The organism is Caballeronia sp. A2-2, from assembly GCF_057612605.2.
This window is the reverse complement of sequence record NZ_JBVFIR010000004.1, coordinates 323,028-345,245: the sequence shown is the minus strand read 5'-3', so window position 1 is coordinate 345,245 and position 22,218 is coordinate 323,028. Positions and strand designations below refer to the sequence as shown.

The 22,218-nt window shown below is 60.6% G+C and carries 28 protein-coding genes; 16 read left to right on the top strand and 12 right to left on the bottom strand.

The window, feature by feature from the left end; genetic code table 11:
• Positions 1-37: 37 nt before the first annotated feature.
• The 6 genes from ACZCWR_RS32555 to ACZCWR_RS32530 are packed head-to-tail and all read left to right on the top strand — an operon-like array spanning position 38 to position 5,439.
• Complete coding sequence (locus ACZCWR_RS32555) at positions 38-793, top strand: ATP-binding cassette domain-containing protein (protein WP_487306809.1); 756 nt, start codon at positions 38-40, stop codon at positions 791-793.
• Between the two features lie 2 nt (positions 794-795).
• Positions 796-1,800: an ABC transporter permease gene (locus ACZCWR_RS32550; RefSeq protein ID WP_487306798.1), complete on the top strand. Its 1,005-nt coding sequence runs from the start codon at positions 796-798 to the stop codon at positions 1,798-1,800.
• 3 nt (positions 1,801-1,803) lie between these two features.
• Positions 1,804-2,901, top strand: coding sequence for a phosphotriesterase family protein (locus ACZCWR_RS32545; RefSeq protein ID WP_487306797.1), 1,098 nt, complete (start codon positions 1,804-1,806; stop codon positions 2,899-2,901).
• Positions 2,902-2,926: 25 nt separating this feature from the next.
• On the top strand, positions 2,927-3,679 hold the full coding sequence (locus tag ACZCWR_RS32540) for a glutamine amidotransferase (protein ID WP_487306796.1): 753 nt from the start codon (positions 2,927-2,929) through the stop codon (positions 3,677-3,679).
• A gap of 7 nt (positions 3,680-3,686) precedes the next feature.
• Entirely contained in the window at positions 3,687-4,601 is a 915-nt protein-coding gene (locus ACZCWR_RS32535; protein ID WP_487306795.1) for a ribokinase, read from the top strand.
• Positions 4,594-5,439, top strand: a complete 846-nt coding sequence (locus tag ACZCWR_RS32530; RefSeq protein WP_487306794.1) for a BtpA/SgcQ family protein — start codon at positions 4,594-4,596, stop codon at positions 5,437-5,439. Before ACZCWR_RS32535 ends, ACZCWR_RS32530 begins: the two co-directional genes overlap by 8 nt.
• Before the next feature lie 863 nt (positions 5,440-6,302).
• Here ACZCWR_RS32530 and ACZCWR_RS32525 read toward each other — a convergent pair.
• Complete coding sequence (locus tag ACZCWR_RS32525; protein ID WP_487306808.1) at positions 6,303-6,905, bottom strand: HD domain-containing protein; 603 nt, start codon at positions 6,903-6,905, stop codon at positions 6,303-6,305.
• 495 nt (positions 6,906-7,400) lie between these two features.
• Between ACZCWR_RS32525 and flgM the strand changes: the two genes are divergently transcribed.
• Positions 7,401-7,712, top strand: coding sequence for a flagellar biosynthesis anti-sigma factor FlgM (gene flgM, locus ACZCWR_RS32520; protein ID WP_487306793.1), 312 nt, complete (start codon positions 7,401-7,403; stop codon positions 7,710-7,712).
• A 13-nt stretch (positions 7,713-7,725) separates the two neighbouring features.
• Here flgM and ACZCWR_RS32515 read toward each other — a convergent pair whose 3' ends face one another.
• Positions 7,726-8,307, bottom strand: a complete 582-nt coding sequence (locus ACZCWR_RS32515; protein ID WP_487306792.1) for a TetR/AcrR family transcriptional regulator — start codon at positions 8,305-8,307, stop codon at positions 7,726-7,728.
• A 95-nt stretch (positions 8,308-8,402) separates the two neighbouring features.
• Here ACZCWR_RS32515 and ACZCWR_RS32510 point away from each other — a divergent pair, with 95 nt between their 5' ends.
• On the top strand, positions 8,403-8,786 hold the full coding sequence (locus ACZCWR_RS32510) for a DUF4267 domain-containing protein (protein ID WP_487306791.1): 384 nt from the start codon (positions 8,403-8,405) through the stop codon (positions 8,784-8,786).
• Positions 8,787-8,800: 14 nt separating this feature from the next.
• On the opposite strand, the gene ACZCWR_RS32505 is transcribed toward ACZCWR_RS32510, so the two are convergent.
• The 5 genes from ACZCWR_RS32505 to ACZCWR_RS32485 all read right to left on the bottom strand — a co-directional run bounded on the left by ACZCWR_RS32505 (position 8,801) and on the right by ACZCWR_RS32485 (position 12,418).
• Positions 8,801-9,022: a hypothetical protein gene (locus tag ACZCWR_RS32505; RefSeq protein WP_487306790.1), complete on the bottom strand. Its 222-nt coding sequence runs from the start codon at positions 9,020-9,022 to the stop codon at positions 8,801-8,803.
• Between the two features lie 160 nt (positions 9,023-9,182).
• Positions 9,183-9,563: a VOC family protein gene (locus tag ACZCWR_RS32500; protein WP_487306789.1), complete on the bottom strand. Its 381-nt coding sequence runs from the start codon at positions 9,561-9,563 to the stop codon at positions 9,183-9,185.
• A 15-nt stretch (positions 9,564-9,578) separates the two neighbouring features.
• A complete protein-coding gene (locus tag ACZCWR_RS32495; protein WP_487306788.1) occupies positions 9,579-10,430 on the bottom strand; it encodes a class I SAM-dependent methyltransferase in 852 nt (283 codons plus the stop codon).
• A 58-nt stretch (positions 10,431-10,488) separates the two neighbouring features.
• On the bottom strand, positions 10,489-12,024 hold the full coding sequence (locus tag ACZCWR_RS32490; protein ID WP_487306787.1) for an MFS transporter: 1,536 nt from the start codon (positions 12,022-12,024) through the stop codon (positions 10,489-10,491).
• A 13-nt stretch (positions 12,025-12,037) separates the two neighbouring features.
• The gene (locus tag ACZCWR_RS32485; protein ID WP_487306786.1) at positions 12,038-12,418 is read right to left on the bottom strand and encodes a tautomerase family protein; all 381 of its coding nucleotides are present in this window, start codon (positions 12,416-12,418) and stop codon (positions 12,038-12,040) included.
• Between the two features lie 107 nt (positions 12,419-12,525).
• On the opposite strand from ACZCWR_RS32485, the gene ACZCWR_RS32480 reads away from it, so the two are divergent.
• Together ACZCWR_RS32480 and ACZCWR_RS32475 are read left to right on the top strand one after the other, a co-directional pair.
• Positions 12,526-13,008: a MarR family winged helix-turn-helix transcriptional regulator gene (locus tag ACZCWR_RS32480; protein ID WP_487306785.1), complete on the top strand. Its 483-nt coding sequence runs from the start codon at positions 12,526-12,528 to the stop codon at positions 13,006-13,008.
• A gap of 29 nt (positions 13,009-13,037) precedes the next feature.
• Positions 13,038-13,490: a tautomerase family protein gene (locus tag ACZCWR_RS32475; RefSeq protein ID WP_487306784.1), complete on the top strand. Its 453-nt coding sequence runs from the start codon at positions 13,038-13,040 to the stop codon at positions 13,488-13,490.
• Here the strand turns inward: ACZCWR_RS32475 and ACZCWR_RS32470 are convergent.
• The 3 genes from ACZCWR_RS32470 to ACZCWR_RS32460 are packed head-to-tail and all read right to left on the bottom strand — an operon-like array spanning position 13,454 to position 17,391.
• Complete coding sequence (locus tag ACZCWR_RS32470; protein ID WP_487306783.1) at positions 13,454-15,538, bottom strand: ATP-binding protein; 2,085 nt, start codon at positions 15,536-15,538, stop codon at positions 13,454-13,456. The two genes, ACZCWR_RS32475 and ACZCWR_RS32470, sit on opposite strands and share 37 nt — an antisense overlap.
• The gene (locus ACZCWR_RS32465) at positions 15,531-17,045 is read right to left on the bottom strand and encodes an ATPase domain-containing protein (protein WP_487306782.1); all 1,515 of its coding nucleotides are present in this window, start codon (positions 17,043-17,045) and stop codon (positions 15,531-15,533) included. Before ACZCWR_RS32465 ends, ACZCWR_RS32470 begins: the two co-directional genes overlap by 8 nt.
• Positions 17,032-17,391 (bottom strand): HigA family addiction module antitoxin, encoded by a 360-nt coding sequence (locus ACZCWR_RS32460; RefSeq protein WP_487306781.1) that lies wholly within the window; start codon positions 17,389-17,391, stop codon positions 17,032-17,034. Before ACZCWR_RS32460 ends, ACZCWR_RS32465 begins: the two co-directional genes overlap by 14 nt.
• Positions 17,392-17,537: 146 nt before the next feature.
• On the opposite strand from ACZCWR_RS32460, the gene ACZCWR_RS32455 reads away from it, so the two are divergent.
• From ACZCWR_RS32455 to ACZCWR_RS32430, 6 genes are all read left to right on the top strand, one after another.
• Positions 17,538-17,903: a DUF2946 domain-containing protein gene (locus ACZCWR_RS32455; protein ID WP_487306780.1), complete on the top strand. Its 366-nt coding sequence runs from the start codon at positions 17,538-17,540 to the stop codon at positions 17,901-17,903.
• A 110-nt stretch (positions 17,904-18,013) separates the two neighbouring features.
• Positions 18,014-18,901 (top strand): hypothetical protein, encoded by an 888-nt coding sequence (locus ACZCWR_RS32450; RefSeq protein WP_487306779.1) that lies wholly within the window; start codon positions 18,014-18,016, stop codon positions 18,899-18,901.
• A gap of 12 nt (positions 18,902-18,913) precedes the next feature.
• Complete coding sequence (locus tag ACZCWR_RS32445; RefSeq protein WP_487306778.1) at positions 18,914-19,273, top strand: copper resistance CopC family protein; 360 nt, start codon at positions 18,914-18,916, stop codon at positions 19,271-19,273.
• A 34-nt stretch (positions 19,274-19,307) separates the two neighbouring features.
• The gene (locus ACZCWR_RS32440) at positions 19,308-19,562 is read left to right on the top strand and encodes a BufA1 family periplasmic bufferin-type metallophore (RefSeq protein WP_487306777.1); all 255 of its coding nucleotides are present in this window, start codon (positions 19,308-19,310) and stop codon (positions 19,560-19,562) included.
• A complete protein-coding gene (gene bufB / locus ACZCWR_RS32435; protein WP_487306776.1) occupies positions 19,559-20,374 on the top strand; it encodes an MNIO family bufferin maturase in 816 nt (271 codons plus the stop codon). The genes ACZCWR_RS32440 and bufB overlap by 4 nt, the downstream gene beginning before the upstream one ends.
• A complete protein-coding gene (locus ACZCWR_RS32430; protein ID WP_487306775.1) occupies positions 20,371-21,138 on the top strand; it encodes an HvfC/BufC family peptide modification chaperone in 768 nt (255 codons plus the stop codon). The genes bufB and ACZCWR_RS32430 overlap by 4 nt, the downstream gene beginning before the upstream one ends.
• On the opposite strand, the gene ACZCWR_RS32425 is transcribed toward ACZCWR_RS32430, so the two are convergent.
• Together ACZCWR_RS32425 and ACZCWR_RS32420 are read right to left on the bottom strand one after the other, a co-directional pair.
• Positions 21,135-21,608 (bottom strand): ribonuclease, encoded by a 474-nt coding sequence (locus tag ACZCWR_RS32425; protein ID WP_487306807.1) that lies wholly within the window; start codon positions 21,606-21,608, stop codon positions 21,135-21,137. The two genes, ACZCWR_RS32430 and ACZCWR_RS32425, sit on opposite strands and share 4 nt — an antisense overlap.
• 132 nt (positions 21,609-21,740) lie before the next feature.
• On the bottom strand, positions 21,741-21,977 hold the full coding sequence (locus tag ACZCWR_RS32420; protein WP_487306774.1) for a hypothetical protein: 237 nt from the start codon (positions 21,975-21,977) through the stop codon (positions 21,741-21,743).
• Positions 21,978-22,218: the final 241 nt, after the last annotated feature.

The window sequence follows — 22,218 nt, the reverse complement described above, 5'->3', positions numbered from 1 at the left end:
GGCGGTTGCAGACACGGCCGTGCCGCTGCGCGTGCGGATGCGCGGCATCACCAAGCAATACGGCGCGATTCAATCCCTGCGCGGCGTGAATCTGGATGTCGCGCCGGGCGAAGTGCTCGGCCTCGTCGGCGACAACGGCGCGGGCAAATCCACCTTGTCGAAAGTGCTGTCGGGCGCGGTCGTGCCCGACAGCGGTTCCATCGAGATCGACGGCAAGACGGTTCATTTCAACGATCCGGGCGATGCGCGGCTGCATCGCATCGAGATGGTTTATCAGGACCTTTCGCTGTGCGATACGGTCGATGTCGCGGGCAACCTGTTCCTCGGCCGCGAACCGATGCGCCGCGTCCTCGGCATGCCGATGCTCGATCACGCGAAGATGCACCACGACGCGCGCAGCATGCTCGATGGCCTCGGCATCCGCATTCCTGATACGAAGCTCGATGTCGAGAATCTGTCGGGCGGGCAACGTCAGGCCATTGCCATTTCGCGCGCGGTGTCGTTCGACCCGAAAGTGCTCATCATGGATGAACCCACGGCGGCGCTCGCAGTCGCGGAAGTCGAAGCGGTGCTCGAAGTCGTGCGCACGGTGAGCGCGCGCGGCGTCAGCGTGATTCTCATCAGCCACCGCTTGCAGGATCTCTTTTTGGTCTGCGACCGCATCACGGTGATGTACGAAGGCACAGCCATCGCGGACCGGCCCATCGGCGAGACGAATCTTCAGGAAATCGTCGATCTGATCGTCGGGCACAAATTCAACGCGCGTTCGGCGCGCCCTCACGCCGAACATTGACCATGGGTACGACCGTGTCCACCGAAACTCCCGCACGCCACGCGCTGTCCCTGTCGCACCGGCTGGGTCATCGCGCGGGCGTCGCGAGCATCGCGGCGTTCTTCGCGATCTGCGTCGTGGCCTTCACGTTGTCCACCGACACGTTTCTCACCACCGGCAATCTGCTGAACGTGCTGCGGCAGAGCGCGCCGCTCTTGATCGTCGCCACGACGATGACGCTCGTCATCACCACGGCGGGCATCGATCTGTCGGTGGGTTCGACGCTCGCGTTCGTCGGCGCGCTCGCGGCCATCGCGTTGCATGCGGGCATGAACGACACGCTCGTGCTGATCGGCGGGCTCGTGCTCGGCGGGCTGATCGGGCTGGTGAACGGTTACTTCATCGCGATTGCGGGCATGCCGGCGTTTATCGTCACGCTCGGCACGCTGTCGATCGTGCGCGGCGCGGCGTTGCTCATCACGCAAGGTTATTCCGTGCCCGTCGATGGTAACGGCTGGTTCGTCGCGCTCGGCCGCGAGTGGTTTCTCGGCTTGCCGCTGCCTGCTGTCATCGCGGTGGCCGTGATGTTCGGCGGATGGGTCGTGTTGCGGCATACGCGCTTCGGGCGCTACATCATCGGCATCGGGACGAATGCGGAAGGCGTGCGGCGCGCGGGCGTGAATACGCGTGGCGTCATCATCAAAGTCTATGTGTTGAGCGGGATCGCGGCGGGGCTGGCGGGGCTCATTACCACGGCGCGGCTGGGCAGCGGATCGTCGAATCAGGGCGTGGGGTTCGAACTCGCGGTGATCGCGGCGGTCGTGCTCGGCAGCACGAATTTGTTCGGCGGGCGCGGGACGATTCTCGGCACCTTGCTCGGCGCGTTGACCATCGCGGTGCTCGGCAACGGGCTGATCCTCGTTCACGTCTCGCCGTTTTATACGCAGATCATTCAAGGGGCCATCATGCTGTTCGCGATCTGGCTGAACACGCGCATCTTCTCCACGCGGCGCGGCAAGAAGGGCTGAAGCATGACATCGACGAAACCCGTATTCGGACATCCGGAGACGCTGCCTATCGGCGTCGAAAGCGGTCACGTGATGACCGTGCTCGGCCCGCTGCCGGTCGAGCAAATGGGCATCACGCTGATGCACGAACACATTCTGGTCGATGCCTCCGGCAAGTGGGTCGCGCCCGCGTGCTGCGGCGAGCGCCATATCGGCGAGCAGAAAGTGCATGTCGGCATTCTGGGCGCGCTGCGCATGAATCCGCTGATGAACCGCGACAACTGCCAGCTTTTCGATGTCGATGCCGCCGCCGAAGAACTGATGAAGTTTCGCGACTTAGGCGGCCAGACGGTGGTCGATCCGACCAATCTCGGCATCGGTCGCGATCCGCTCGCGTTGCAGCGTATCTCGCGGCGCACGGGGCTGAATATCGTCATGTCGACGGGGTTTTATCTGGAGCCTTCGCATCCTGCTTACGTGCGCGAGCGGTCCATCGACGAACTCGCCGAACAGATGATCTTCGATGTCGGCGGCGCGCAACGCAAACCCGATGTGATCGCGGGACTGATCGGCGAGATCGGCGTCTCGGCGGCGTTCACGGCGGCGGAAGAAAAGTCGCTACGCGCGGCGGCGCGTGCGAGCGCGGCCACGCGCGTGCCGCTTTCGGTGCATCTGCCGGGATGGGTGCGGCATGGGCATCGTGTGCTGGATATCGTCGAGCATGAAGGCGCGGACCTCGCGCATACGGTGCTGTGTCACATGAATCCGAGCCATGCGGACATCGAGTATCAGCATTCGATTGCCCAACGCGGCGCGTGGCTCGAATACGACATGATCGGCATGGACTATTACTACGCGGACGAAGACGCGCAATCGCCTTCCGACGAAGAAAACGCGCGCGCCATTCGCGGGCTGATCGACGCGGGGTTCATCGGCAATCTGCTGCTCTCGCAGGACGTGTTCCTCAAGATGATGCTCACGCGTTACGGCGGGTTCGGCTATGGCTACATCCTCGAACATTTCGTGCCGCGGTTGAGGCGTCATGGCGTGACGAACGCGCAGATCGAAACCCTGCTCGTGACCAATCCCGTTCGCGTGTTTTCGCGGCGGCATCCGGCGTAAGCAAACGGAGAATCGGAGAATCTGAATGACGAAGAAAGTCCTGCTCGCCGGAGAATCGTGGACCAGCACGGCGACGCATGTGAAGGGTTTCGACCTGTTCGCATCGGTGACGTATCACACGGGTTCGGAACAGTTTCTCGCGCTGTTCAAGGACTCTGCGGAGTACGCGATCACGCATATGCCGAGTCACGATGCACAGACACAGTTTCCGACGACGCTCGAAGGGCTCAAGGAATACGACGCGATCATTCTGTCGGACATTGGCGCGAACACGTTGCTGCTGCATCCCGACACATGGGTTCACAGCAAGCGCACGCCGAACCGGCTCAAACTGCTGCGCGAATACGTTGAAGCGGGCGGCGGGCTGATGATGATCGGCGGCTATCTGAGCTTTCAGGGCATCAACGGCAGCGCACGGTTTCGCAATACGCCGGTCGAGGAAGTCTTGCCGGTGCGATGTCTCGCCTGGGACGACCGCGTGGAAGTGCCCGAAGGATTCACGCCGCAAGTCGTGGCGGAGCATCCGGTGGTGGCGGGCTTGGGCGCGCAGTGGCCGCATCTGCTTGGGTACAACGAAGTCGAAGTGAAGCCGGATGCGACGTTGATTGCAACGGTGCCGGAATCCGGTCATCCGTTGCTGGTGGCGGGACAGTATGGCGCAGGCCGCACCCTCGCGTGGACGAGCGATATGTCCGTGCATTGGTTGCCGCCCGAGTTTTCCGCGTGGGATGGCTATGCGCGGCTTTGGCGTCAATGCCTCGACTGGCTGACGGAGTGATGCAGTCGTGAGCGGCGGCGCGCGCGTGTGCGTGATCGGCAACGCGGCCATCGATCTGACGCTGCACGTGGCTTCGTTGCCGAAGCCGGGTGAGACATCGCTTGCGCTTGGCAGCATGCTGGATTTTGGCGGCAAGGGCGCGAATCAGGCGGTGATCGCAAGGCGTGCGGGCGCGGAAGTGAGTTTGCTTGCAGCGGTTGGCCGCGATGCGGATGGCGCGCGCATCGTCGCCATGCTCGATGCGGAAGGCATCGACACGCGCCACATCACGCGGCTCGATTGCGCGACGGATCTGTCCATCGTCACCGTCGATGCCAACGGCGAAAACACCATCGTCACGCGCAACGAAGCCGCGAACGCGTATGCGCCCGATGCCGCGATGCTCGACGGCGACTGGTGCGTGTTGCAGGGCAATCTGTCGCGCGACGTGACCGCATCGCTGTTGCGCGCGGCGCGTATCGGCGGACGGCATACGATGCTGAACCCCGGGCCGGTGCAGTTCGACATCGGCGCGATGCTGCCCGATGTGGACGTGCTCGTGGTCAATAGCGTGGAAGCGGCGATGCTGTCCGGCGAAACCGATGCGCATCGCGCCGCGCTTTTTCTGCATGCCGAAGGCGCAAAGGATGTGCTGGTCACGCTCGGCGCGTGCGGCGTGGTCTGGTGCGGTGGCGATGGGCGTATCGAACACGTACCCGCATCTCCCGCGAAAGCAACGGATACAGTCGGCGCGGGCGACGCGTTATGCGGCACGCTCGCCGCTGGCCTTGCACGAGGTTTCGCGCTGCGCGACATCCTGCCTCGCGCGATGGACGTGGCCGCGTTCGTCGTCAGCCGTCGCGGCACGCAGGCGAGTTTTCCGGATCGCGCGCGCATGGGCGAACTCGCGCGCTTCAATCATCGACAGGACGCTCATGAGTAATGCAAACGAAGTAGGACGCGGACGCACCGATAGCATCGCGCAGATTTTCGGCCGCGCGAACGGCGTGGTGATCGGCGTGGTCCATTGCCCGGCGTTTCCCGGTGCGCCGCGTTTCGACGGACGCACGAGCGAGGCGCTGTACGAAACCGCTTTGGCCGATGCCCGTGCGTATGCGCAAGGCGGCGTGGATGGTCTCATCGTCGAGAATCACGGCGATGTGCCGTTCGCCAAACCGGACGATATCGGCCCGGAAACATCGGCGTTCATGGCGGTGACGGCGGACCGGATCGCGCGTGAAACGGGCTTGCCGATCGGGATCAACGTGCTGGCCAATGCATCCGTGCCGGCGCTTGCCATTGCGGCGGCGAGCAACGCGGCGTTCGTGCGCGTCAATCAGTGGGCGAACGCTTATGTGGCGAACGAGGGCATTATCGAAGGCGAGGCGGCGCGGGCGTTGCGCTACCGGGCGCGCTTGCGGGCGGAAGGCATCCGCGTATTCGCCGATGCGCACGTCAAGCACGGCGCGCATGCCATCGTGGCGGATCGTGCGCTGGAAGAACTCGTGCGTGATGTCGAGTTTTTCGATGCCGATGCGATTATTGCCACCGGTCAGCGTACCGGCGATGCCGCGAGCCTCGATTACCTGAGGCAGATTCGCGCGGCGACGCGGCTTCCGCTTTTGGTCGGCAGCGGGTGCACGGAGGCCAATATCGCTTCCATTCTTTCTGTCGTGGATGCGGTGATTGTCGCGAGTTCGTTGAAGGTGGGCGGGGTGTGGTGGAATCCTGTGGATGAGGGGAAGGTGCGGAGTTTTGTTCTGGCGGCGCGGGGGGGATAGGGTTGGTGTCTGTGTGTCGTGTAAGGGGTTTCTTCTGTTTGTGTCTTTATTGCAGTAGCCGCCTCCCCGGCGGGGGGGTGACTTTCTTTGCTGCTGCAAAGAAAGTCACCAAAGAAAGCCGCTTTTACCCCCATGCACGATGGCGGGAGAGGGTGGTCTGGATTAACGATGCAGTGGCCGCAATAGGACCTTCCACGTATAGAGCCGCTTAGGCAACCTAGCGATTACGCGCTCTAACTCTCTAGTCTAAGTGGACCGCGCTCATTCTTTCGGCCATGCGCTTCGCGCGCCGAGAGCTTTAGAACGGAATCCCGCAGCCTATCAGCGCCCAGCCACATCACACTTCCCCGCAAGATTGCTATTCGGCCCTACCTTGGTTAGTGCTCCGACTAAAAGGTGACGCGCGTTGGTGTGCACGCTTTGCCGAGAAGCGCTTACCAAGGTAGGGCCCAATGGGAGAGGTGCGATGCGGTGTGATGTGACTGGGCGCTCATACGCTGCGGGATTCCGTTCTTACGTTCTCGGCGCGCGCAGCGCATGGCCGAAAGCATGAGTGCGATCCACTAAGACTCAAGGATTCGAGCACGAAATCGCTAGGTTGCCTAAGCGGCAAGTTATGCGTGGAAAGTCCTATTGCGGCCACTGCATCGGTTAATCCAGACCAACACTCTCCAGCCAGCGTGCATGGGGTAAAAAGCTGCTTTCTTTGGTGACTTTCTTTGCAGCAGCAAAGAAAGTTACCCCCCCGCCGGGGAGGCGGCTACTGAATAAACAGCACATACAAGAGAAGCCCCTTGCACAACAGACAGACAGAACAACAAAAACAAACACCGACTATCAGTTCGAGTATTGCTATCTAAAGCCTAGCGCTTATCTTTGCTCAAGAAATGCACCCGAACGAGCCTACGCGCCTCCTCCCACAACACCGGCGAGCCGCGCTCGATCACAGGCCCATAACGCTCCACGACCTGTTGCTCGGTAATGCCGTTCTCCGTCCACGTTCCGCCCCCAGTCAGCGTATTAATAAGCAACGGTTGCAACCGATCAAGCGCCTTCGCAAAAATGGCCTCAGGCGTTTCAGCGGCCTCGAACTCTCCCCACAACGCGCGAAGTTCGCCAAACTGATCATCCGGCAGCAAACCAAAGATCCGTTCCGCCGCCCGATGCTCAGAAGCCTCGATGAGCACAACATCCGCGCCCGGCGCGTGCATAGGATGATCGCCCGCGTCGATCTCGACGATATCGTGAACGAGGAGCAGCTTGATGGCGTGAACGGCGTCGATATCGCCGGCGTGATCGGAAAGCACCAGCGCGAACATCGCCAGATGCCACGAATGCTCCGCCGAATTTTCCTTGCGGCTTCGATCGATGAGCGGAGATTGCCGGAGAACGGACTTGAGCTTGTCCAGCTCGATGAGAAATCTGAATTGTTCGGTGAGCCGGTTGGGGCCGGTGTTTTGCGTCATGTGCACATCAAGACAGGCTGTCAGCCTTCGAGAAAGAAAAGCGATTCGAGGCAAACCGCTGCATCGCCCGAATTGCAATTGACCGAACTCATGGCGTGGTTGAACACGTTCACCAACGCCACGCCACACACCGCGGTCAACACGACAATCAACCAGACCAGTCTCACGGTGTCCTCGTCGAGGGAAGTAATTCGAGTCGATTATAGGGAAACGAGAAGGACGGCTCCACGGTTTATTTATATGAGTTGTGCGGGTGTTGAATGCAGAAATCAGAAGGCCGACAGTGCGTTTAAGTTCGCCTTTCAAAGCGGCCTGGAAACCCTCAATGTGCGCTTGCTAACACTTTGTTGCAATTTGTTTCAATTGGCTGGAAGGCCGGCCTGTCAAGGGTTTGAGCGATTCGAGGTGGATGAAGACCGGTTGCGCGCGTCCGGGGTTGGTAAAGACTTCAAACCTCGCACCGTTAAAGAACTTAACAAGTGAGGAACGGATATCATGAAGATCGAATCGGGCAACAGCAACGCACTCGCAGCACTCCAAAGCGACTCCCTGCGCGTGAAGAAAAGCGATGCAGCGGGCGCCGTCGGCAGCGTGCAGCAAACGAGCGGCGCGAGCGCAAGCAGTTCGAAAGTGAATCTGTCGTCGGTGTCGGCGTTGCAAGCCGCGGCCGGCTCGGATATCGACACGGCCAAGGTCGAATCGATCAAGGCGGCGCTTCGCGATGGCAGCTATAAGATCGATTCGGGCAAGATTGCCGATGGCGTGTTGGGCCACGCGCGCGACTTGCTGCAATCGAAGGGCGTCTGACTTTCAAAGGCGCTCATGGCGTCTTTCCCGAAAGCAGCAGCGCGCGAACGACCATCGTGATGCGTTCAGCGCGCGCATCGGGCGGAATCCGGCCCGAGCGTTCGAGTTCGACTAGCCCGTGAAGGGCGGCCCAGAACGCTTCGGTCGCGACATCCACATCGACGCAGAAGGGCGCGATGACCGCCGCAAGCGATTCGAAAGCGGCACGCAGTTCCGGCCGGGTTTCGGCATCGGCGAAGCGGAGATTGGTCGGGAGGACGAACATTGCTTCGTAGAGCGCGGGGCGGCTCAGCGCAAAGTCCACATACGCCCGGGCGACATGCTCGACGACCTTTCTTTTTTCCTTTGACGCAGACGCAGCCTTTCGAAGCACCGCAGTAATTTCCCGGAAGCCTTCGACCGCAACCGCCTCGACGATTGCATTTCGGTCATCGAAATGCGAGTAGAGGACCGGTTGACTGTGCTCGATCTCATCGGCCAGCCGGCGGATGGTCACCGCGTTCCAGCCCTCGCGTTCCGCAATCTCCCGCGCCGCGCCAATGATCCGCGCCTCGCGCTCCGCCCGATGTCTGCCTTTCCGTTCAGCAATGCTCAATTTGCGTGCTCCGATTTGATTCGGCCATGGTATCGAAGCTTGTTAATCTAGCAATGCTAGATTATATTGTGCCGATACGATTTGCGGAGCGTTCCATGCATTGGCTGACAAACGGAATGGCGTTGTTGCTGGCGCTGGCGATCATCGCCATCGGTGTTTGGTATCTGCTGAACCCGCTCGCCGCGACGCGAAATTTTGGTCTGCCGCTTCCCGAGGAAGGGGCGAACATTGCGTGGTGGCTTCGTCTGAAGGGCGTGCGCGATATTGCGTCGGGATTGCTGGTGCTCGCGTTCATGGCGTGGGGCGCCACGCGCGGACTCGGTGTGATTCTGCTCGTGGAAACGGTCGTTCCCGTTGGCGACATGCTGCTCATTCTTGCCGCGAAAGGCTCGACCCGGAGCGCGCTCGGCATTCACGCGCCGACCGCCGTGCTGATGGCTCTGACCGCCATTCCCATGCTGACGGGTGTTGCTTCCTAAGAGCTTGTTACCGACTACCAGCGCGTTGCTTCGACCGCGCGCCATATCGCCACGATGGCGGCCAGACCGACTGCCACGAAAACCAGCCAGAACTCGAACAGCCAGACCGGCATGCCAAACGTATCAAGCACGTTTCCGAGCGAGTGCGCGAGTGGCAGCGCGAAGAAGCACAGCGCGGCACCTAGCGTCGCGAGCAGCGCGCAAACGATTGCGGCGTAAGACGAAAAGCGTTGCATGATGTTCCCCCGGTTACCGCTGTTTACGGCCTAATCTCCGGGGACTTTAGGGTTTATATGGGTAAAGGCAGATATTTGAGCTTTCGACGCACACAAAAAGATCCGCTAATTTGTATTATGTCAATGTGCGCACCCACGAGAGCGTGTGACCCAAAAGCGCTCACTGACTCGCAACCCACCACGTCGTCCCCGCCGCATCGCGAAAGCCGCCTCGGAAGTCATCGTCGGGACGCTTTCGTTCGGGTGGCTGCACCGGCTGCGCACCATTCGCGATTGCGCGGTCGAAAACCGCTTGCGCATCGGGAACGTAGACATGCACGTGCGGCGCCGTCGCATGCTCCGCAGTCGCTGCGCCGCCGATCATCACGATGCTGTCGTCGATGCGAATTTCCGCGTGCATCAACGTGCCATCGGGCCGGTCGATGCGCCGGACGATCTCGCCATCGAACACGGTCTGCAGAAAGCGGATGATGTTCTCCGCATCGCTACAAATGAGATACGGACTGACCGATGGATAGCCAGCGGGTTTCCAGTCAGACATGAGCGTCTCCCTGATTCAAGGCTTCACGAATTTGAGCGTCATGCGATCCGACTCGCCAATCGCCGCATAACGCGACCGGTCCGCGTCCGCGCCCCGATACGTCGGCGGCAGCGACCACACGCCGTGCGGATAGTCCTTCGTATCCTTCGGATTCGCATTGATCTCACTGCGCGCGAGCAGCCTGAAGCCAGCCGCCTGCGCATGCTCGATCACGAACGCCTCGGTCACATAACCCGTGTCGATCATCTGCTGCACGCTCGTTCCCGACTGCGCGCGATGTTCCTCGACGCCGAGTTCGCCGCCTTGCTTCAGCGCGCCGTAGAAGGCGTGGAGATTCGCATCGAGTTGTCCGTCCTTGATCCAGTTGTGGATATTTCGGAACGTGAGCACGCGGTCGAACCGCGCTTGCGAATCGAATTCAAAGAAGCGGCCCGCGTGCAGTGTCCCGACCACGACGTTTCCATATACATCCGGCGCGCCTGCGAGCTTGCGCCGATATGCGGTATCCGTGGCGTTGTCTTCGGAGGCGAGATCGAACGACGTGCTGATGTATTGCGCTTCATAAAGATGACCCGTCGCATGCAGATACGGCGCGAGAATGTCCGTGTACCATCCGCCACCGGGCGCGATCTCCAGCACGGTCATGCCCGGACCGAGATCGAAGAATTGCAGCGTTTCCTCGGGATGCCGATAGACGTCCCGCGCCCGCGCCTGGTCACTGCGTTGCGGGCCGTCGATGGCGGCTTCGAGCGCGGTCGCGTTCGACGAATGCTGCGAATTGGAAGACGCACAGCCCGTCAGCGCAAGCATCAGGAACGTAATGGCGATCGCGGCCGGGCGCGACCACCTAATTCGATTGAGGTTCATGGGGGCACGTGCAAATGTCGACACGAGACACGATACCCGCTTCTTTCAAGCTCTGCTTTCAGTTCGCGTCGCGTGGTCGCGCGAGGATCGGAGCCGTCTCGGCCGGATTGACGAGACGCCATGTCAGCATCGCTGAAAACAGCATGAACAACGCGGCCACCGTGAACAAGGCCTGATAACCCTCGGCGAAACTCGCTGAACCGAGCGCATGCAAGGCCGCTTCGCTCCAGCCCGGCAGCGTCGCCGTCGAGAGATGCCCGGCGGTGATGTCTACCACCAGACGCAGGCGGTGGTCCGCATCGGCGGACGGCATGGCATCGGCGACGACTGCCTGCACGCGCGCGAACATCACCGCGCCGAGCAGCGCGATGCCGATCACAAGGCCCGTGAAACGCGTCGTGCCGGACACGCCTGAAGCCATGCCCGAGCGCTCTTTCGGAATGACCGTCATCGCGACCTTCGTTGTCTCGCCGTTGAGCAAACCCGCGCCCGTGCCCGTCACGATCATGCCGACGATCAATGGCGCGTAAGTCAGCGTCGTCACCACCGCGGCGAAGCAGACCAGCCCCACGCACACCAGCAACAATCCGAGCGCAAGCAACGCACGCCCGCTAAGCCGATGCGCAAGATGCTTCGACACGAGACGCGGCACGATGAACAGCGGCCCGACCATCGGCAGCATCATCAAGCCCGCTTTCGATGATGTCGCGCCCAGACCGCTCTGCAAAAAGATAGGCACGAACGTCAGCATAGTTAGCATGCCGACGGAAAACGAGAACTGCGCCAGTGTCGCGCCAAGAAAGGTCGGATTCCTAAAGTGCGCGAGATCGAGCATGGGCCGATGCTGACGCCGCTCGACGACGACGAACAACACGAACAGCACGCACGCACCCGACAATTCGCCGATGATCCAGCCATCGTGCCAGCCGCGCCGGTTGCCTTCGATCAGCGCAAGCGTCGTGAGGAACAATGCCGTGCCGAAGCACGCGACGCCCGGCAGATCGAGCCGCATGGCGTGCGGGTCGCGCGACGATTCGATCACGCGCACGATCAACGCTAGCAGCGCGACGCCGATCGGCACGTTCACATAGAACGCCCATTGCCAGCCGAATGCCTGCGTGATGAGCCCGCCGACCACCGGCCCGCTCGCGATGCCGATGCCCACCACCGTCCCCCAGAACGCAAACGCGCGCGCCCGCGCTTCGCCGTGAAACGCATGCGACAGCGTGGCGAGCGCGGCGCTCAGTTGCATGGCGGCGCCCGCGCCTTGCAACGCGCGCGCGGCGATCAGCATCGGCAAACTCCACGCAGAGCCGCACAACAGCGACGCGAACGTGAACAACGTCAGCCCGGTGACGAGCAAGCGCTTGCGTCCGAAGCGGTCAGCCAACGCGCCCGCCGGCATCAGCAGCGACGCAAAGCTCAGCATGTACGCCGTGATGACCCACTCGATGCCCGCGAAATCCGCATGCAGCGAGTGCGCGATGGAAGGCAGCGACACCGAAACGATGTTCGCATCGAGTTGCAGCATGAACGACGGTGCCGATGTGCAGATCAGCACGAGCCATTCATGACGTTTCGTGGTCGCTTCCATGAGAGGCGTCGCTTCAGCTTGCGTATTGCGCGAGGCCGTCGCCGAACGACCAGTTCTCCTTCTTCACTTCGACCAGATTGATGAACACGTTCTGCGGCCGGATTCCCGGCGACGCCGCGAGCCCATCGGCAATGGCGCGGTACAGCGCTTTTTTCTGATCGAGCGTGCGGCCTTCGTTCCACGTAATCTGAACGATCACGAGGTCGTCGTCGCGTTGAATGCCGAGATAGGTGGGGTCGAACAGAAAATTGCCATCGTCGTGCTCGTGGATGACCTGAAACCGGTCATCCTTCGGCACGCCGACACTGAGCAGCGCTTCATAGACGACACGGCCAATCTTCTGGCGATAGTCGGCGGTCTTACCCTTCTTCAGATCGATACGAACGAGCGGCATGTCGAAACTCCGGTGAGTGGAACAGGTTCGAAGCGATTATCAGCATATGCTTGCATCATGTCAATTGCCTGCGTATGCTGACAATGCATTGGCAAAGGAAACATGAAATGGCGACAAAGATGGCGGCAAAAAATGCGAATCGCGGGCGTTCGGGTTGCAGTTGCACCGCGCTGCGAAAAGTCACGCGCCGCGTATCGCAGCTTTACGACGAAGCGCTGTCTCCGTGCGGCCTGAAGATCACGCAACGCGGCGTGCTGGCGCAGATCGGGCGCTCGGAGCCGACGAATGTCGGCATGCTCGCGGCGGCGCTGGTGATGGATTCGGGCGCCCTCGCCCATACGCTCAAACCGCTGGAGCGCGACGGTTTCATCTCGCTGGAGGTCGACCCGGAGGACCGGCGGCACAAGATCATTGGCCTGACGCCGGCAGGACGCAAAAAGCTCGCGGAATCCGAGGTGCTATGGCGCCGTGCGCAGGGCGTGTTCGATGCATCGTTCGGGCGTGCGGAAGCCGAACTTTTGCGCGGCTTGCTGGACAAGCTCTTGTCGGATGAATTTGCAGAACGCTTCGAGAAAGACATGCAGCGATAGCTTTATAGCTTCATTCCAGGAGAAACGACATGCCGACTTACCTCGTATCAGCCACGGATGGCCTCATTTCCGATCACACGCAAGCCGAGATCGCACGCGAGATCACGCGCGCGCACAGTCAGGCCACCGGTGCGCAAAGTTTCTTCGCACAGGTCATGTTCAACGCGATTCCACGCGGCACGCACTTCATGGGCGGCACGCGGATCGAGACGAATCAGGTCTTCGTGCACGGACACATTCGCGCGGGACGAACGCCCGAACAAAAGGCGCAGTTGCTCGCGGATATCGTGGAGTCGCTGCATCGGCTGACGAAGCTGGAAAAGCGCTTTCTGTGGGTTTATATCTCGGAGTTGCCGCCCGCGAACATGATCGAATACGGGCAAGTCTTGCCGCAGCCCGGAACGGAACAGGCGTGGTTCGACGGTTTGCCCGAGGCCGACCGCGCCTACTTGCTGTCGCTGATGAAGACCCCGCCCGCCTGACCCGATGGTTGATGCAGCGCCTTCCGAATTTCGGCGACAAGCTGATTCTGCAAATACGGCTTGCGTATGCGCGGAATGTCGTTATCCGCGCCGTCGGGCAATTCGGCGTAACCCGTGGCGAGAATGACGGGTAGATTCGGCCTGAGCACACGTGCCGCGTGCGCCAGTTCGAGCCCCGTCATGCGCGGCATGGAATAGTCGGTGAGTATCAGGTCCACGCGCTTGCCATTTTTAAGCACATCGAGCGCGGCCGCACCCGAGCCGACTTCGACCACTTCGTGTCCGAGATCTTCGAGCAAGTACGTGGTGCTCGTGGCGATGAGCGGATCGTCATCGACCACGAGGATGATGGCGCGCGCGTCCGCTTGTTCGTCGGATTGCGCGGCGACGGGAAGCGAATCATGCATCGCAATCACACTGTGTTCGCTGACCGGCAACCAGAGCGCCGCCCGTGTTCCGCTTCCCGGACTGCTTTCCAGCCGCAACGAGCCGTTCAACTGGCGCGCCAGGCCGTGAATCATGGAAAGACCCAACCCAGTGCCCTTGCCGATCTCCTTGGTTGTGAAGAACGGCTCGGTGGCCCGCGCGAGCGTGTCCGCGTTCATGCCCGTGCCGGTATCGCTCACGGTGACGCGAACATATTGTCCCGCGCGCAGTTCCTTGCTTCCCGATGACTGCGCGGTGTCCACCGTGATGGTGAGCGTGCCGCCATCGGGCATGGCATCGCGGGCGTTGACGACGAGATTGAGAATGGCGAGTTCCACCTGGTTTGCATCGAGCATGACTGGCAACGAAGCCGGACCGGTTTCGATCACAAGTTCGATGGCAGAACCGATCGACCGTTCCATCAGATCCGACATGCCCGCGATCAGCGAAGACATCGACACCGGCTCGACCTTCAGTTCTTGCTGACGCGCGAAGGCAAGCAGCCGCTGAGTCAGCGCCGCGCCGCGTTGCGCGCCTCCGAAAGCGCCATCGATCAAACGCATGATGCGCGAGCCTTCGGGCGCTTCCTTGCGCGCAAGTTCCAGATTGGCGATGATCGCCATCAATAGATTATTGAAGTCGTGCGCAATGCCGCCCGATAGCTGACCCACCATTTCGAGCTTCTGCACTTGCCGCAGGAACTCTTCGGTTTGCTCGCGTTGCCGAATCTCGTCGAGCACTTTCTTGTGTGTTTGCTGAAGCTCCGCCGTGCGCGCCGCGACCTTGGCTTCGAGCGATTCATTGAGTTGCCGCAACGCATCTTCGGCGGTCTTGCGTGCCGTGATATCCGATGAAACGCCGACGAGCCGATCAGGATTCGCGCCTTCTCCCGTCAAGTAGCGAGCACGAATATCGACCCAGTGAACGGTGTGATCCGGCCACACGTTGCGATATTCGATGGAGTAATCGGCATGCGTTTCCAGACTCACCTTGACGGCTGCACGCATCCGTTCGCGGTCGTCGGGGTGAATGGTGGAAAGCAGCGTCTGGTAAGTGAATTCAGCGTGGGCAGCGTGACCGAAGATGGCCTTGCAGGTCGTGGAGGCCGTCAGGACTCCGGTGGAAATATCGAGTGACCACGAGCCGAGATGGCCTGCCGTCAACGCGGTCTGAAGTCGTGCCTCGCCCTCATGCAATTGTTCGATACGCGAGCGCGCTTCGAACTGGCGGAAGCGTCCGCGAACGGCGGTGGTGACCACGCTCGCGAACGTGGTCGGATGAAACGGCCGCTCGATGAACGTGACGTTTCCGAATGTCCTGGCAAGCCGTCCTTCGGGCGCGCGGTCCGTCACGCCCGCACGGCGCGTCAGCACGATGAAGGGCAAGTCCGACCACGCCGGTTGCGCATCGATCCATGCGGAAAGCGCCTGAAGATCGGCATTGACGAGCGCTTCTTCCGTGACGATGACGCAGCACGTATCGTCACCGACCTTCGACGAAAGATCGCCCACATCGCGGCAGATGCACGAGGCGACATCCACTTCGCTGAGCAGCGCGGCGGCGATGCTGGCGTCGCGTCCCGAAGGCGCGAGAATCAAGGTTGGACACGACGCGTCAGACATGGCTCCCGCCGCCTTCGTTCGCCGAGAGCAAGGGGCCCGCGTTGCCGATGAATGTCGGCACGCCACGCAACACGCCCTGAAATTCGACCAATGGTTTGCCGACCGTCAATCCCGCCTGCGTGATGCGAAACTCGCGAATGGCTTCTTCGTGATGCCCCGTGCGTTTCTTGATGATCGACACGGCGCGGCGCACGCGGCCCATTGCTTCGAAATAGCGCAGCAGAATGACCGTATCGGCGAGATAGGTGACATCGACCGGCGCTTTCATGTCGCCGACCAGACCATGCTGCGCGACCGTGAGAAACGTATTCGCACCTTGCCGGTTGAGATATTGCAATAACTCATGCACGTGCAGAATGAGTGAATTCTCTTGCGGCATCGCGGCCTGATAACCGTTCAGACTATCGATGACGATGGTCTTCGCCTGCGCCATGTCCACGCGCGCCCGCACGCGATGCGCGAATTCGCCGGGCGACAGTTCGGCGGCATCCACCTGTTCGATTTGCAGACAACCGGAATCGCGCATCGTTTCGAGGTTCAGTCCCATGCCGCGCACGCGATCGAACAACAGGCCGAGTTCTTCATCGAACACGAACAAGGCGGCCTTCTCTCCGCGCGCCACGGCCGCAGCAATGAACTGCAACGCGAAGAGACTCTTGCCCGTGCCCGCAGGGCCGAGAATGAGCGTGCTCGACCCTTGCTCGATGCCGCCGCCCAGCAAGGCATCGAGTCCTTCCACGTTGCTCGTGACCTGATGGCGCACGAACTTGGTGTAATGCTCGCCGGACACTAGGCGCGGAAACACGGACACGCCGCCCTTCTTGATCGTGAAGTCGTGATAGCCGCCGCGATAAGACTGCCCGCGATACTTCGCGACCTTGAGCCTGCGCCGCTCGGCGCCATAATCGGGCGCCAGTTCTTCGAGCTTGATCACCCCATGCGCGATGCTGTGAACCGTCTTGTCCGCCGCATCCGATGTCATGTCGTCGAGCAGCAGCACCGTCGCGCCATGCCGCGAGAAGTAATGCTTGAACGCGAGAATCTGCCTGCGATAACGCAATGAGCTTTGCGCGAGCAGTCGGATTTCGGAGAGGCTATCGATCACCACGCGTTGCGGCCGCACTCGCTCGAACTCGCCCAGAATCAGCCGCGTGGTTTCACCTAGTTCGAGGTCCGAAGAATACAACAGGCTTTGCTGCTGATCCGCTTCCATCAAACTCTCTGGCGGCACGACTTCGAAGATGGTGATGCCGCTTTCCAACTGCCAGCCGTGCGACGCCGCACCGTGACGCAACTCCTTCTCCGTCTCCGACAGCGTGATGTAAAGGCCGTGTTCACCCGCTTCGAGACCCGCCATGAGAAAGCGAATGGCGATGGTCGTCTTGCCGGTTCCGGGGTCGCCTTCGAGCAGGAACAAGTTACCTTGCGTCAAACCGCCTGTGAGAACATCGTCGAGGCCGGGCACGCCGGTCCGTGCGATGGGAGTCGAGCTGTTACTGACGTTCACCGAGCGCTCCGATCTGTTTCATGACTGCGCGTGAGAGGTTGTGCCGCGGAATGTGCGCGAGGACATCGACAAGCGAGGCGCGGGCGCGATCGAGATCGAACGCGCTCTGACGACGCAGCCAGAACATGGAAGGCACGCCGGTCAGCGTTTCGATTCGCGCTGCCATGTCCGGTGTGACGCTTGCCGTGCCATCGAAAATGCGATGCAGCGTTTGCCGCGAAACCTGAAGCTCGCGCGCGGCCTGGGAAATCGATAGCCCGATGCCGGGCAGCACATGGTCACGAAGCAGCGCGCCCGGATGGGGGCGTTCATCGGGACCGGCATTTTCGGGGCGATGATTTTTCATTGGCCTGTAAAGCCGCACGAGACAGAGGAATTCAGGGTAGCACACTGGCTGCGGGCGCGACTATCGTTGGCGGGCCTGACAAACGCGATTACAAAACGCCGGACGCGTGTCATAATCCGCGCAACCTCGACCTGGTGCATCGCCCGATGAGAAGCCGCTTCCTTCGGATGACCGGCAGCATCCTTGGATTGATCGCAATCCTCATGTGCTCGGTTGCGCCTGTCGTTTCGCAAACGTTGGCAGCGGAGCAAGGCGCTCACGAAAGCGGCATGCATTGCGACATGCCTTCGATGCAGCATGATCGTTCGCATGACGCCTTGCATCGCTCGTCGGATGCCTGCGGCTATTGCAGTTTCTTCGCGCATCTCCCGCTTCTTACATCACCATCGCTGGTTCTTGCTCACGCGAGGTCGGATGCATCGCAGACGAGCGCGACGCCATTCGAGAGCGTCCTGCTTTTGCCGCCGGTCAGACCCGGTCAGCCGCGCGCCCCTCCCCGTTCTGTTTCCTGAATCGCAGCCGAATCGCCTTTTGATACGCGAAGCGCCATGCGCGAGCACATGCTCGTGCGCGTTCGTCGTGCTCCAGGCGAAGAGATCACTCGATCGAGAACAGGATCAACATGAACACGCGATACATTCGACGTGCGGCCACGCGTGGCGTGCCGCTTTTATTTGGCATCCTGACGATGTTGCCGCTTCACACACAAGCCCACGCCATCGCGGGCGACCGGGTATTCCCCGCAACGATGGGAATAGACGACCCCGGCGTCGGCGACGAAGCCAACCTGCAATTCGGACACGTTCGCGCGCCCGGCGATGATGGCGATCAGAGCATCAACACGTTCGACTTCGAATACGACAAGCTCATTACGTCACGCCTCGCGCTTTCTGTCGGCGGCACGTACGTGATGCAAAACAATCCCACCGCGCATGGCTTCGATAATTTCGATGTGGGACTCAAGTACCTGCTCTATGTGAACGACGCCCACGAGTTCATGACTTCGATTGGCGTCGATGCCGAACTGGGTGGCACGGGAAGCCGCGCCATCGCGGATAACTTTTCGACGATCTCGCCCACGCTTTATGTCGGCAAAGGCATGGGCGATCTGCCGGATTCGCTCGCATGGTTGCGTCCGGTCGCCATCACCGGCGAATTCGGCCCTTCGCTGACTACCGGCGCGGGTCAGCCTAATGCCTTTAATTATGGCTTCACGGTGCAATACAGCCTCCCTTATCTCGAACAGCACGTGCATTCGCTGGGCTTGCCGCAACCGCTGGCGAACATCATTCCGATCGTCGAAATTCCGCTTTCGAGAAGTCAGGGTCAAACGACAGGAACGGTGAATCCCGGCTTTATCTGGATCAATCGTTATGGACAATTCGGCGTGGAGGCGCAGATACCGATCAACCGCGCGAGCGGGTCGCACGTGGGCGTGATCGTGCAGGCGCATATCTTCTTCGATGATGTCGCGCCGACCACCATCGGCAAGCCGTTGTTCAACTGGTAGCGGAGGTCGCTCATGTTTGCACGTCATATTGCGCTCACGGCTTGCCTGATGGCATGTGCGTGGGCGGGCGCGGTTCAGGCTCACGTCTTTCCGCGCACGCAGGTGCCTGCTGCCGGTGCTTCCGTTGCGTCGCCCGCCGAGGTTCGTATCGTTTTCGATGGCCCGCTGGAACCAGCGTTTTCCTCGCTGACTGTCACCGACGCGAACGGCAAGCCGGTCAATGCCGCGAAAGCCTCGGTCGATCCTCAGCACACCGATACAATTTCCGTCGGCGTCACGGCGCTGCCGCCGGGGCATTACAAGGTCCACTGGGTCGCGGTCGCGGACGATGGACATCGCACGCACGGCGATTATGGCTTCGATGTAAAGTAAGACGGCGTTTTTTCGCACGAACAGGAGCTTGAACATGAAACAGGACATCGCACGTCACGCACTTGTTGCTGCGGCTTTGGCGGGCCTCACTGTCGGCACGCCCATGACCGCGCACGCCGAGAAAAAAGTGCAGTGCTACGGCATTGCGAAGGCCGGGCAAAACGACTGTTCGAGCAAGACAGGCGTACACGGTTGTTCGGGCGAAGCCAAGATCGATCACGACAAGGGTGACTTCAGGAACGTACCGGCGGGCACTTGCAAGAAGCTGGGCGGCACGTTCGAGGAATGACTTTATCGGGCGTTGGCGTCGGGCTGCGGCATGCGCACTACGCGGACTTTCTCGATCGACCACCCGCCGTCGATTGGGTCGAAGTGCATAGCGAAAATTACTTCGGCGACGGCGGCTACGATCTGCATGTGCTCGAAACCGTTCGGCGCGACCTGCCTGTTAGTTTGCATGGCGTCGGCTTGGGTCTGGGTTCGGCCGCTCCGCTGGACCGTGCGCATCTCGCGAAACTGCACAGGCTTGTTCAGCGCATTTCGCCTGCGGCCGTGTCGGAACATCTCTGCTGGAATCGCGCGGCATCGGGCCATGTGAACGATTTGCTGCCCATGCCGCTGACCGATGACGCGCTCGATCATCTTTGCGCGCACGTGAACGTTGTACAGGACGCGCTCGGCCGTCAGATCCTCGTCGAAAATGTTTCGACGTACTTACGCTTCAGGGACGATCAATACGGAGAAACCGCCTTTCTCGCGGCGCTCGCGCGCAGGACGGGATGCCGCGTTCTGCTGGACATCAACAATCTCTATGTCAATCAGCGCAATCATGGCGAGAATGCGAGGCATGCCATCGATTCGCTTCCGGTTCATGTCGTCGGCGAGTTTCATCTGGCGGGTCATGCCGTCACGGATGCGCTCGTCGTCGACGACCACGGTGCCCGCGTCGCGCCTGAAGTCTGGTCGCTTTATGAGTACGCGTTGCAGCGCATAGGTACGCGCCCGACGCTGATCGAGTGGGACACGAATGTGCCACCCATCGAGGAGCTTCTCGACGAAGCGAACAAGGCGCGAGCGCTGTATGTGGAAAATCGATCATGAGCATTCGCTTCGACGAACTTCAGCGGGTTTTTATCGACGCTTTGAGTGATCCACGAAAAGAGTGCGTCCTAAGCGAAGCGTTGTCGGTCGAGGACACGAAGCGCCTCGACGTTTATCGAAACAACATGCGGTCGAATTTGCGCGCAGCTTTGAAGAACGCTTATCCGGTGCTGCGCGCGCTGACAGGCGACGCTTACTTCTCCGATCTTGCTCGTGCTTATGCTGTGGCGCATCCATCGACTAGCGGCGATCTGAACATGTTCGGCGCGGAGCTCGCGAGCTTCATAGAAGAATGGGAAAAAGATGCCCGGTACGCTTATTTCAGCGACATGGCCCGGCTCGAATGGGCGATTCATCGCGCGTATTACGCAGCCGATGTCATGGCGATGGACTCGGCCGAGTGGCAAGGCATCGACAGTCGGATTTTATTGGCGAGTTCGCTTGCCGTGAATCCCGCGTGCACGGCCATTCGATCTTGCCATGCCGTGTTCGACCTATGGCGAGGGCATCAAGCGAATGAGGCGCTGCCCATGTGCGTCGATGTTCCCGCTTGCGGGCTTGTCATACGCACCGAATGGCGACCGACCGTGATCGATCAAAGCGCCGCCGCGCATGAAGCCTTCCTTGCGCTGCAACAAGGACTCAGTTTGGACGACGCGATCGATGTCGCGTTGGCCGTGGATCCTGCCTTCGATATTCCGACCCAGCTTCGGGCCTGGATCGAACTTCGCGCGATCACAGGTCCACGAGACACCCACGGTTAATTCGCGATGCGTTTGAAACTTGCGTAGTAATCCTCGGTGTAATAGCAATCGACCGTCTTCCCGCGCGGCCCACCGCATACGATGCGTCGCAATCCGCGATCGGTCGCGCCCGGCGTGCGAACGGTATAGGCGCGGTAATAGCCGCGAGGATGCTGTGGCAGCGAGCCTGCGCTGTTGCGGAAAAGAACGCCATCTTCGGCAAAGGGAAATGGTCCGCCCTTCTTGATCAGACGAAGTGTTTCCGTGGCTTCTCCAGGCAATTGCGCCTGTGTGATGGAGCTTGGCGCGCTTTGCATGGCGGTTGCGCCGGACGCAGCCGCCATGCCGCTCGCAGCCTGATCCGGCGCGCTCGCTGCGCTGGCAGCCGATGCGCCCGTCTCCTGATTGGCGGTTCGCGATTTGTCCTTGTTGCATCCGCCGAGAATCGCACTCGCGGCGAGGATGAATATTAAAGCCCGTGCTCGCTTCAGCAAACGATTGTCTCCGGGTTGACCTGCACTCGACCATCATGGCCCTTTCAAGGGTATCGCTGATGGCGAAGCGAAGCAACGTTTGGCCGGAAAGAGCGTCAAGCGGGCGTTTGAGTCGGCTTGCTCGCGCTGTTAGAGCGAGGAAGTCGTCGTGCTCTCACAACGCGCCCCGCCATCTATGGAGCCGCGAATATCCTTTTGAACTTTCCTTCCCGGCGCGCTGCATGAATTGTCTGTGGATAGATTCGCAGGGCCTTCGCCGACGCTCGAAACGTTGAGGGTCGAATTTTCCGGGGCATTCAATTCGTCCGCCTGAGCGGGCACGCTCAACGCGGCCACGATTAAAACGGGAAGAAAATAAAGTCGCATGACGGCTCCAGACCGAATGATGGACGATAGCGCGCACGCTTCCATTCAAACGGCATGAGGCCAAAATGGTGCGTTGCACAACATCAGATTTGGCCGTCCAAAATCGGCTGTCAACCAAAACAAAATAACGCGCTCACAGACTTCCTTAAGGTTTGCTTAAGATCTTCTTCTAATGCCCTTCTCCCTGCAGAAATAAACTTCCCTTCGGACAGGGTATTGAAAGTCAATTTTCATCGGTTCG

Coding starts and splice junctions, on each gene's coding strand:
- ACZCWR_RS32555 (WP_487306809.1), top strand. CDS start 38: ATGCGCGGCATCACCAAGCAATACGGCGCGATTCAATCCCTGCGCGGC.
- ACZCWR_RS32550 (WP_487306798.1), top strand. CDS start 796: ATGGGTACGACCGTGTCCACCGAAACTCCCGCACGCCACGCGCTGTCC.
- ACZCWR_RS32545 (WP_487306797.1), top strand. CDS start 1,804: ATGACATCGACGAAACCCGTATTCGGACATCCGGAGACGCTGCCTATC.
- ACZCWR_RS32540 (WP_487306796.1), top strand. CDS start 2,927: ATGACGAAGAAAGTCCTGCTCGCCGGAGAATCGTGGACCAGCACGGCG.
- ACZCWR_RS32530 (WP_487306794.1), top strand. CDS start 4,594: ATGAGTAATGCAAACGAAGTAGGACGCGGACGCACCGATAGCATCGCG.
- ACZCWR_RS32525 (WP_487306808.1), bottom strand. CDS start 6,905: ATGACGCAAAACACCGGCCCCAACCGGCTCACCGAACAATTCAGATTT.
- flgM (WP_487306793.1), top strand. CDS start 7,401: ATGAAGATCGAATCGGGCAACAGCAACGCACTCGCAGCACTCCAAAGC.
- ACZCWR_RS32510 (WP_487306791.1), top strand. CDS start 8,403: ATGCATTGGCTGACAAACGGAATGGCGTTGTTGCTGGCGCTGGCGATC.
- ACZCWR_RS32505 (WP_487306790.1), bottom strand. CDS start 9,022: ATGCAACGCTTTTCGTCTTACGCCGCAATCGTTTGCGCGCTGCTCGCG.
- ACZCWR_RS32500 (WP_487306789.1), bottom strand. CDS start 9,563: ATGTCTGACTGGAAACCCGCTGGCTATCCATCGGTCAGTCCGTATCTC.
- ACZCWR_RS32495 (WP_487306788.1), bottom strand. CDS start 10,430: ATGAACCTCAATCGAATTAGGTGGTCGCGCCCGGCCGCGATCGCCATT.
- ACZCWR_RS32490 (WP_487306787.1), bottom strand. CDS start 12,024: ATGGAAGCGACCACGAAACGTCATGAATGGCTCGTGCTGATCTGCACA.
- ACZCWR_RS32485 (WP_487306786.1), bottom strand. CDS start 12,418: ATGCCGCTCGTTCGTATCGATCTGAAGAAGGGTAAGACCGCCGACTAT.
- ACZCWR_RS32480 (WP_487306785.1), top strand. CDS start 12,526: ATGGCGACAAAGATGGCGGCAAAAAATGCGAATCGCGGGCGTTCGGGT.
- ACZCWR_RS32475 (WP_487306784.1), top strand. CDS start 13,038: ATGCCGACTTACCTCGTATCAGCCACGGATGGCCTCATTTCCGATCAC.
- ACZCWR_RS32470 (WP_487306783.1), bottom strand. CDS start 15,538: ATGTCTGACGCGTCGTGTCCAACCTTGATTCTCGCGCCTTCGGGACGC.
- ACZCWR_RS32460 (WP_487306781.1), bottom strand. CDS start 17,391: ATGAAAAATCATCGCCCCGAAAATGCCGGTCCCGATGAACGCCCCCAT.
- ACZCWR_RS32455 (WP_487306780.1), top strand. CDS start 17,538: ATGAGAAGCCGCTTCCTTCGGATGACCGGCAGCATCCTTGGATTGATC.
- ACZCWR_RS32450 (WP_487306779.1), top strand. CDS start 18,014: ATGAACACGCGATACATTCGACGTGCGGCCACGCGTGGCGTGCCGCTT.
- ACZCWR_RS32445 (WP_487306778.1), top strand. CDS start 18,914: ATGTTTGCACGTCATATTGCGCTCACGGCTTGCCTGATGGCATGTGCG.
- ACZCWR_RS32440 (WP_487306777.1), top strand. CDS start 19,308: ATGAAACAGGACATCGCACGTCACGCACTTGTTGCTGCGGCTTTGGCG.
- bufB (WP_487306776.1), top strand. CDS start 19,559: ATGACTTTATCGGGCGTTGGCGTCGGGCTGCGGCATGCGCACTACGCG.
- ACZCWR_RS32430 (WP_487306775.1), top strand. CDS start 20,371: ATGAGCATTCGCTTCGACGAACTTCAGCGGGTTTTTATCGACGCTTTG.
- ACZCWR_RS32420 (WP_487306774.1), bottom strand. CDS start 21,977: ATGCGACTTTATTTTCTTCCCGTTTTAATCGTGGCCGCGTTGAGCGTG.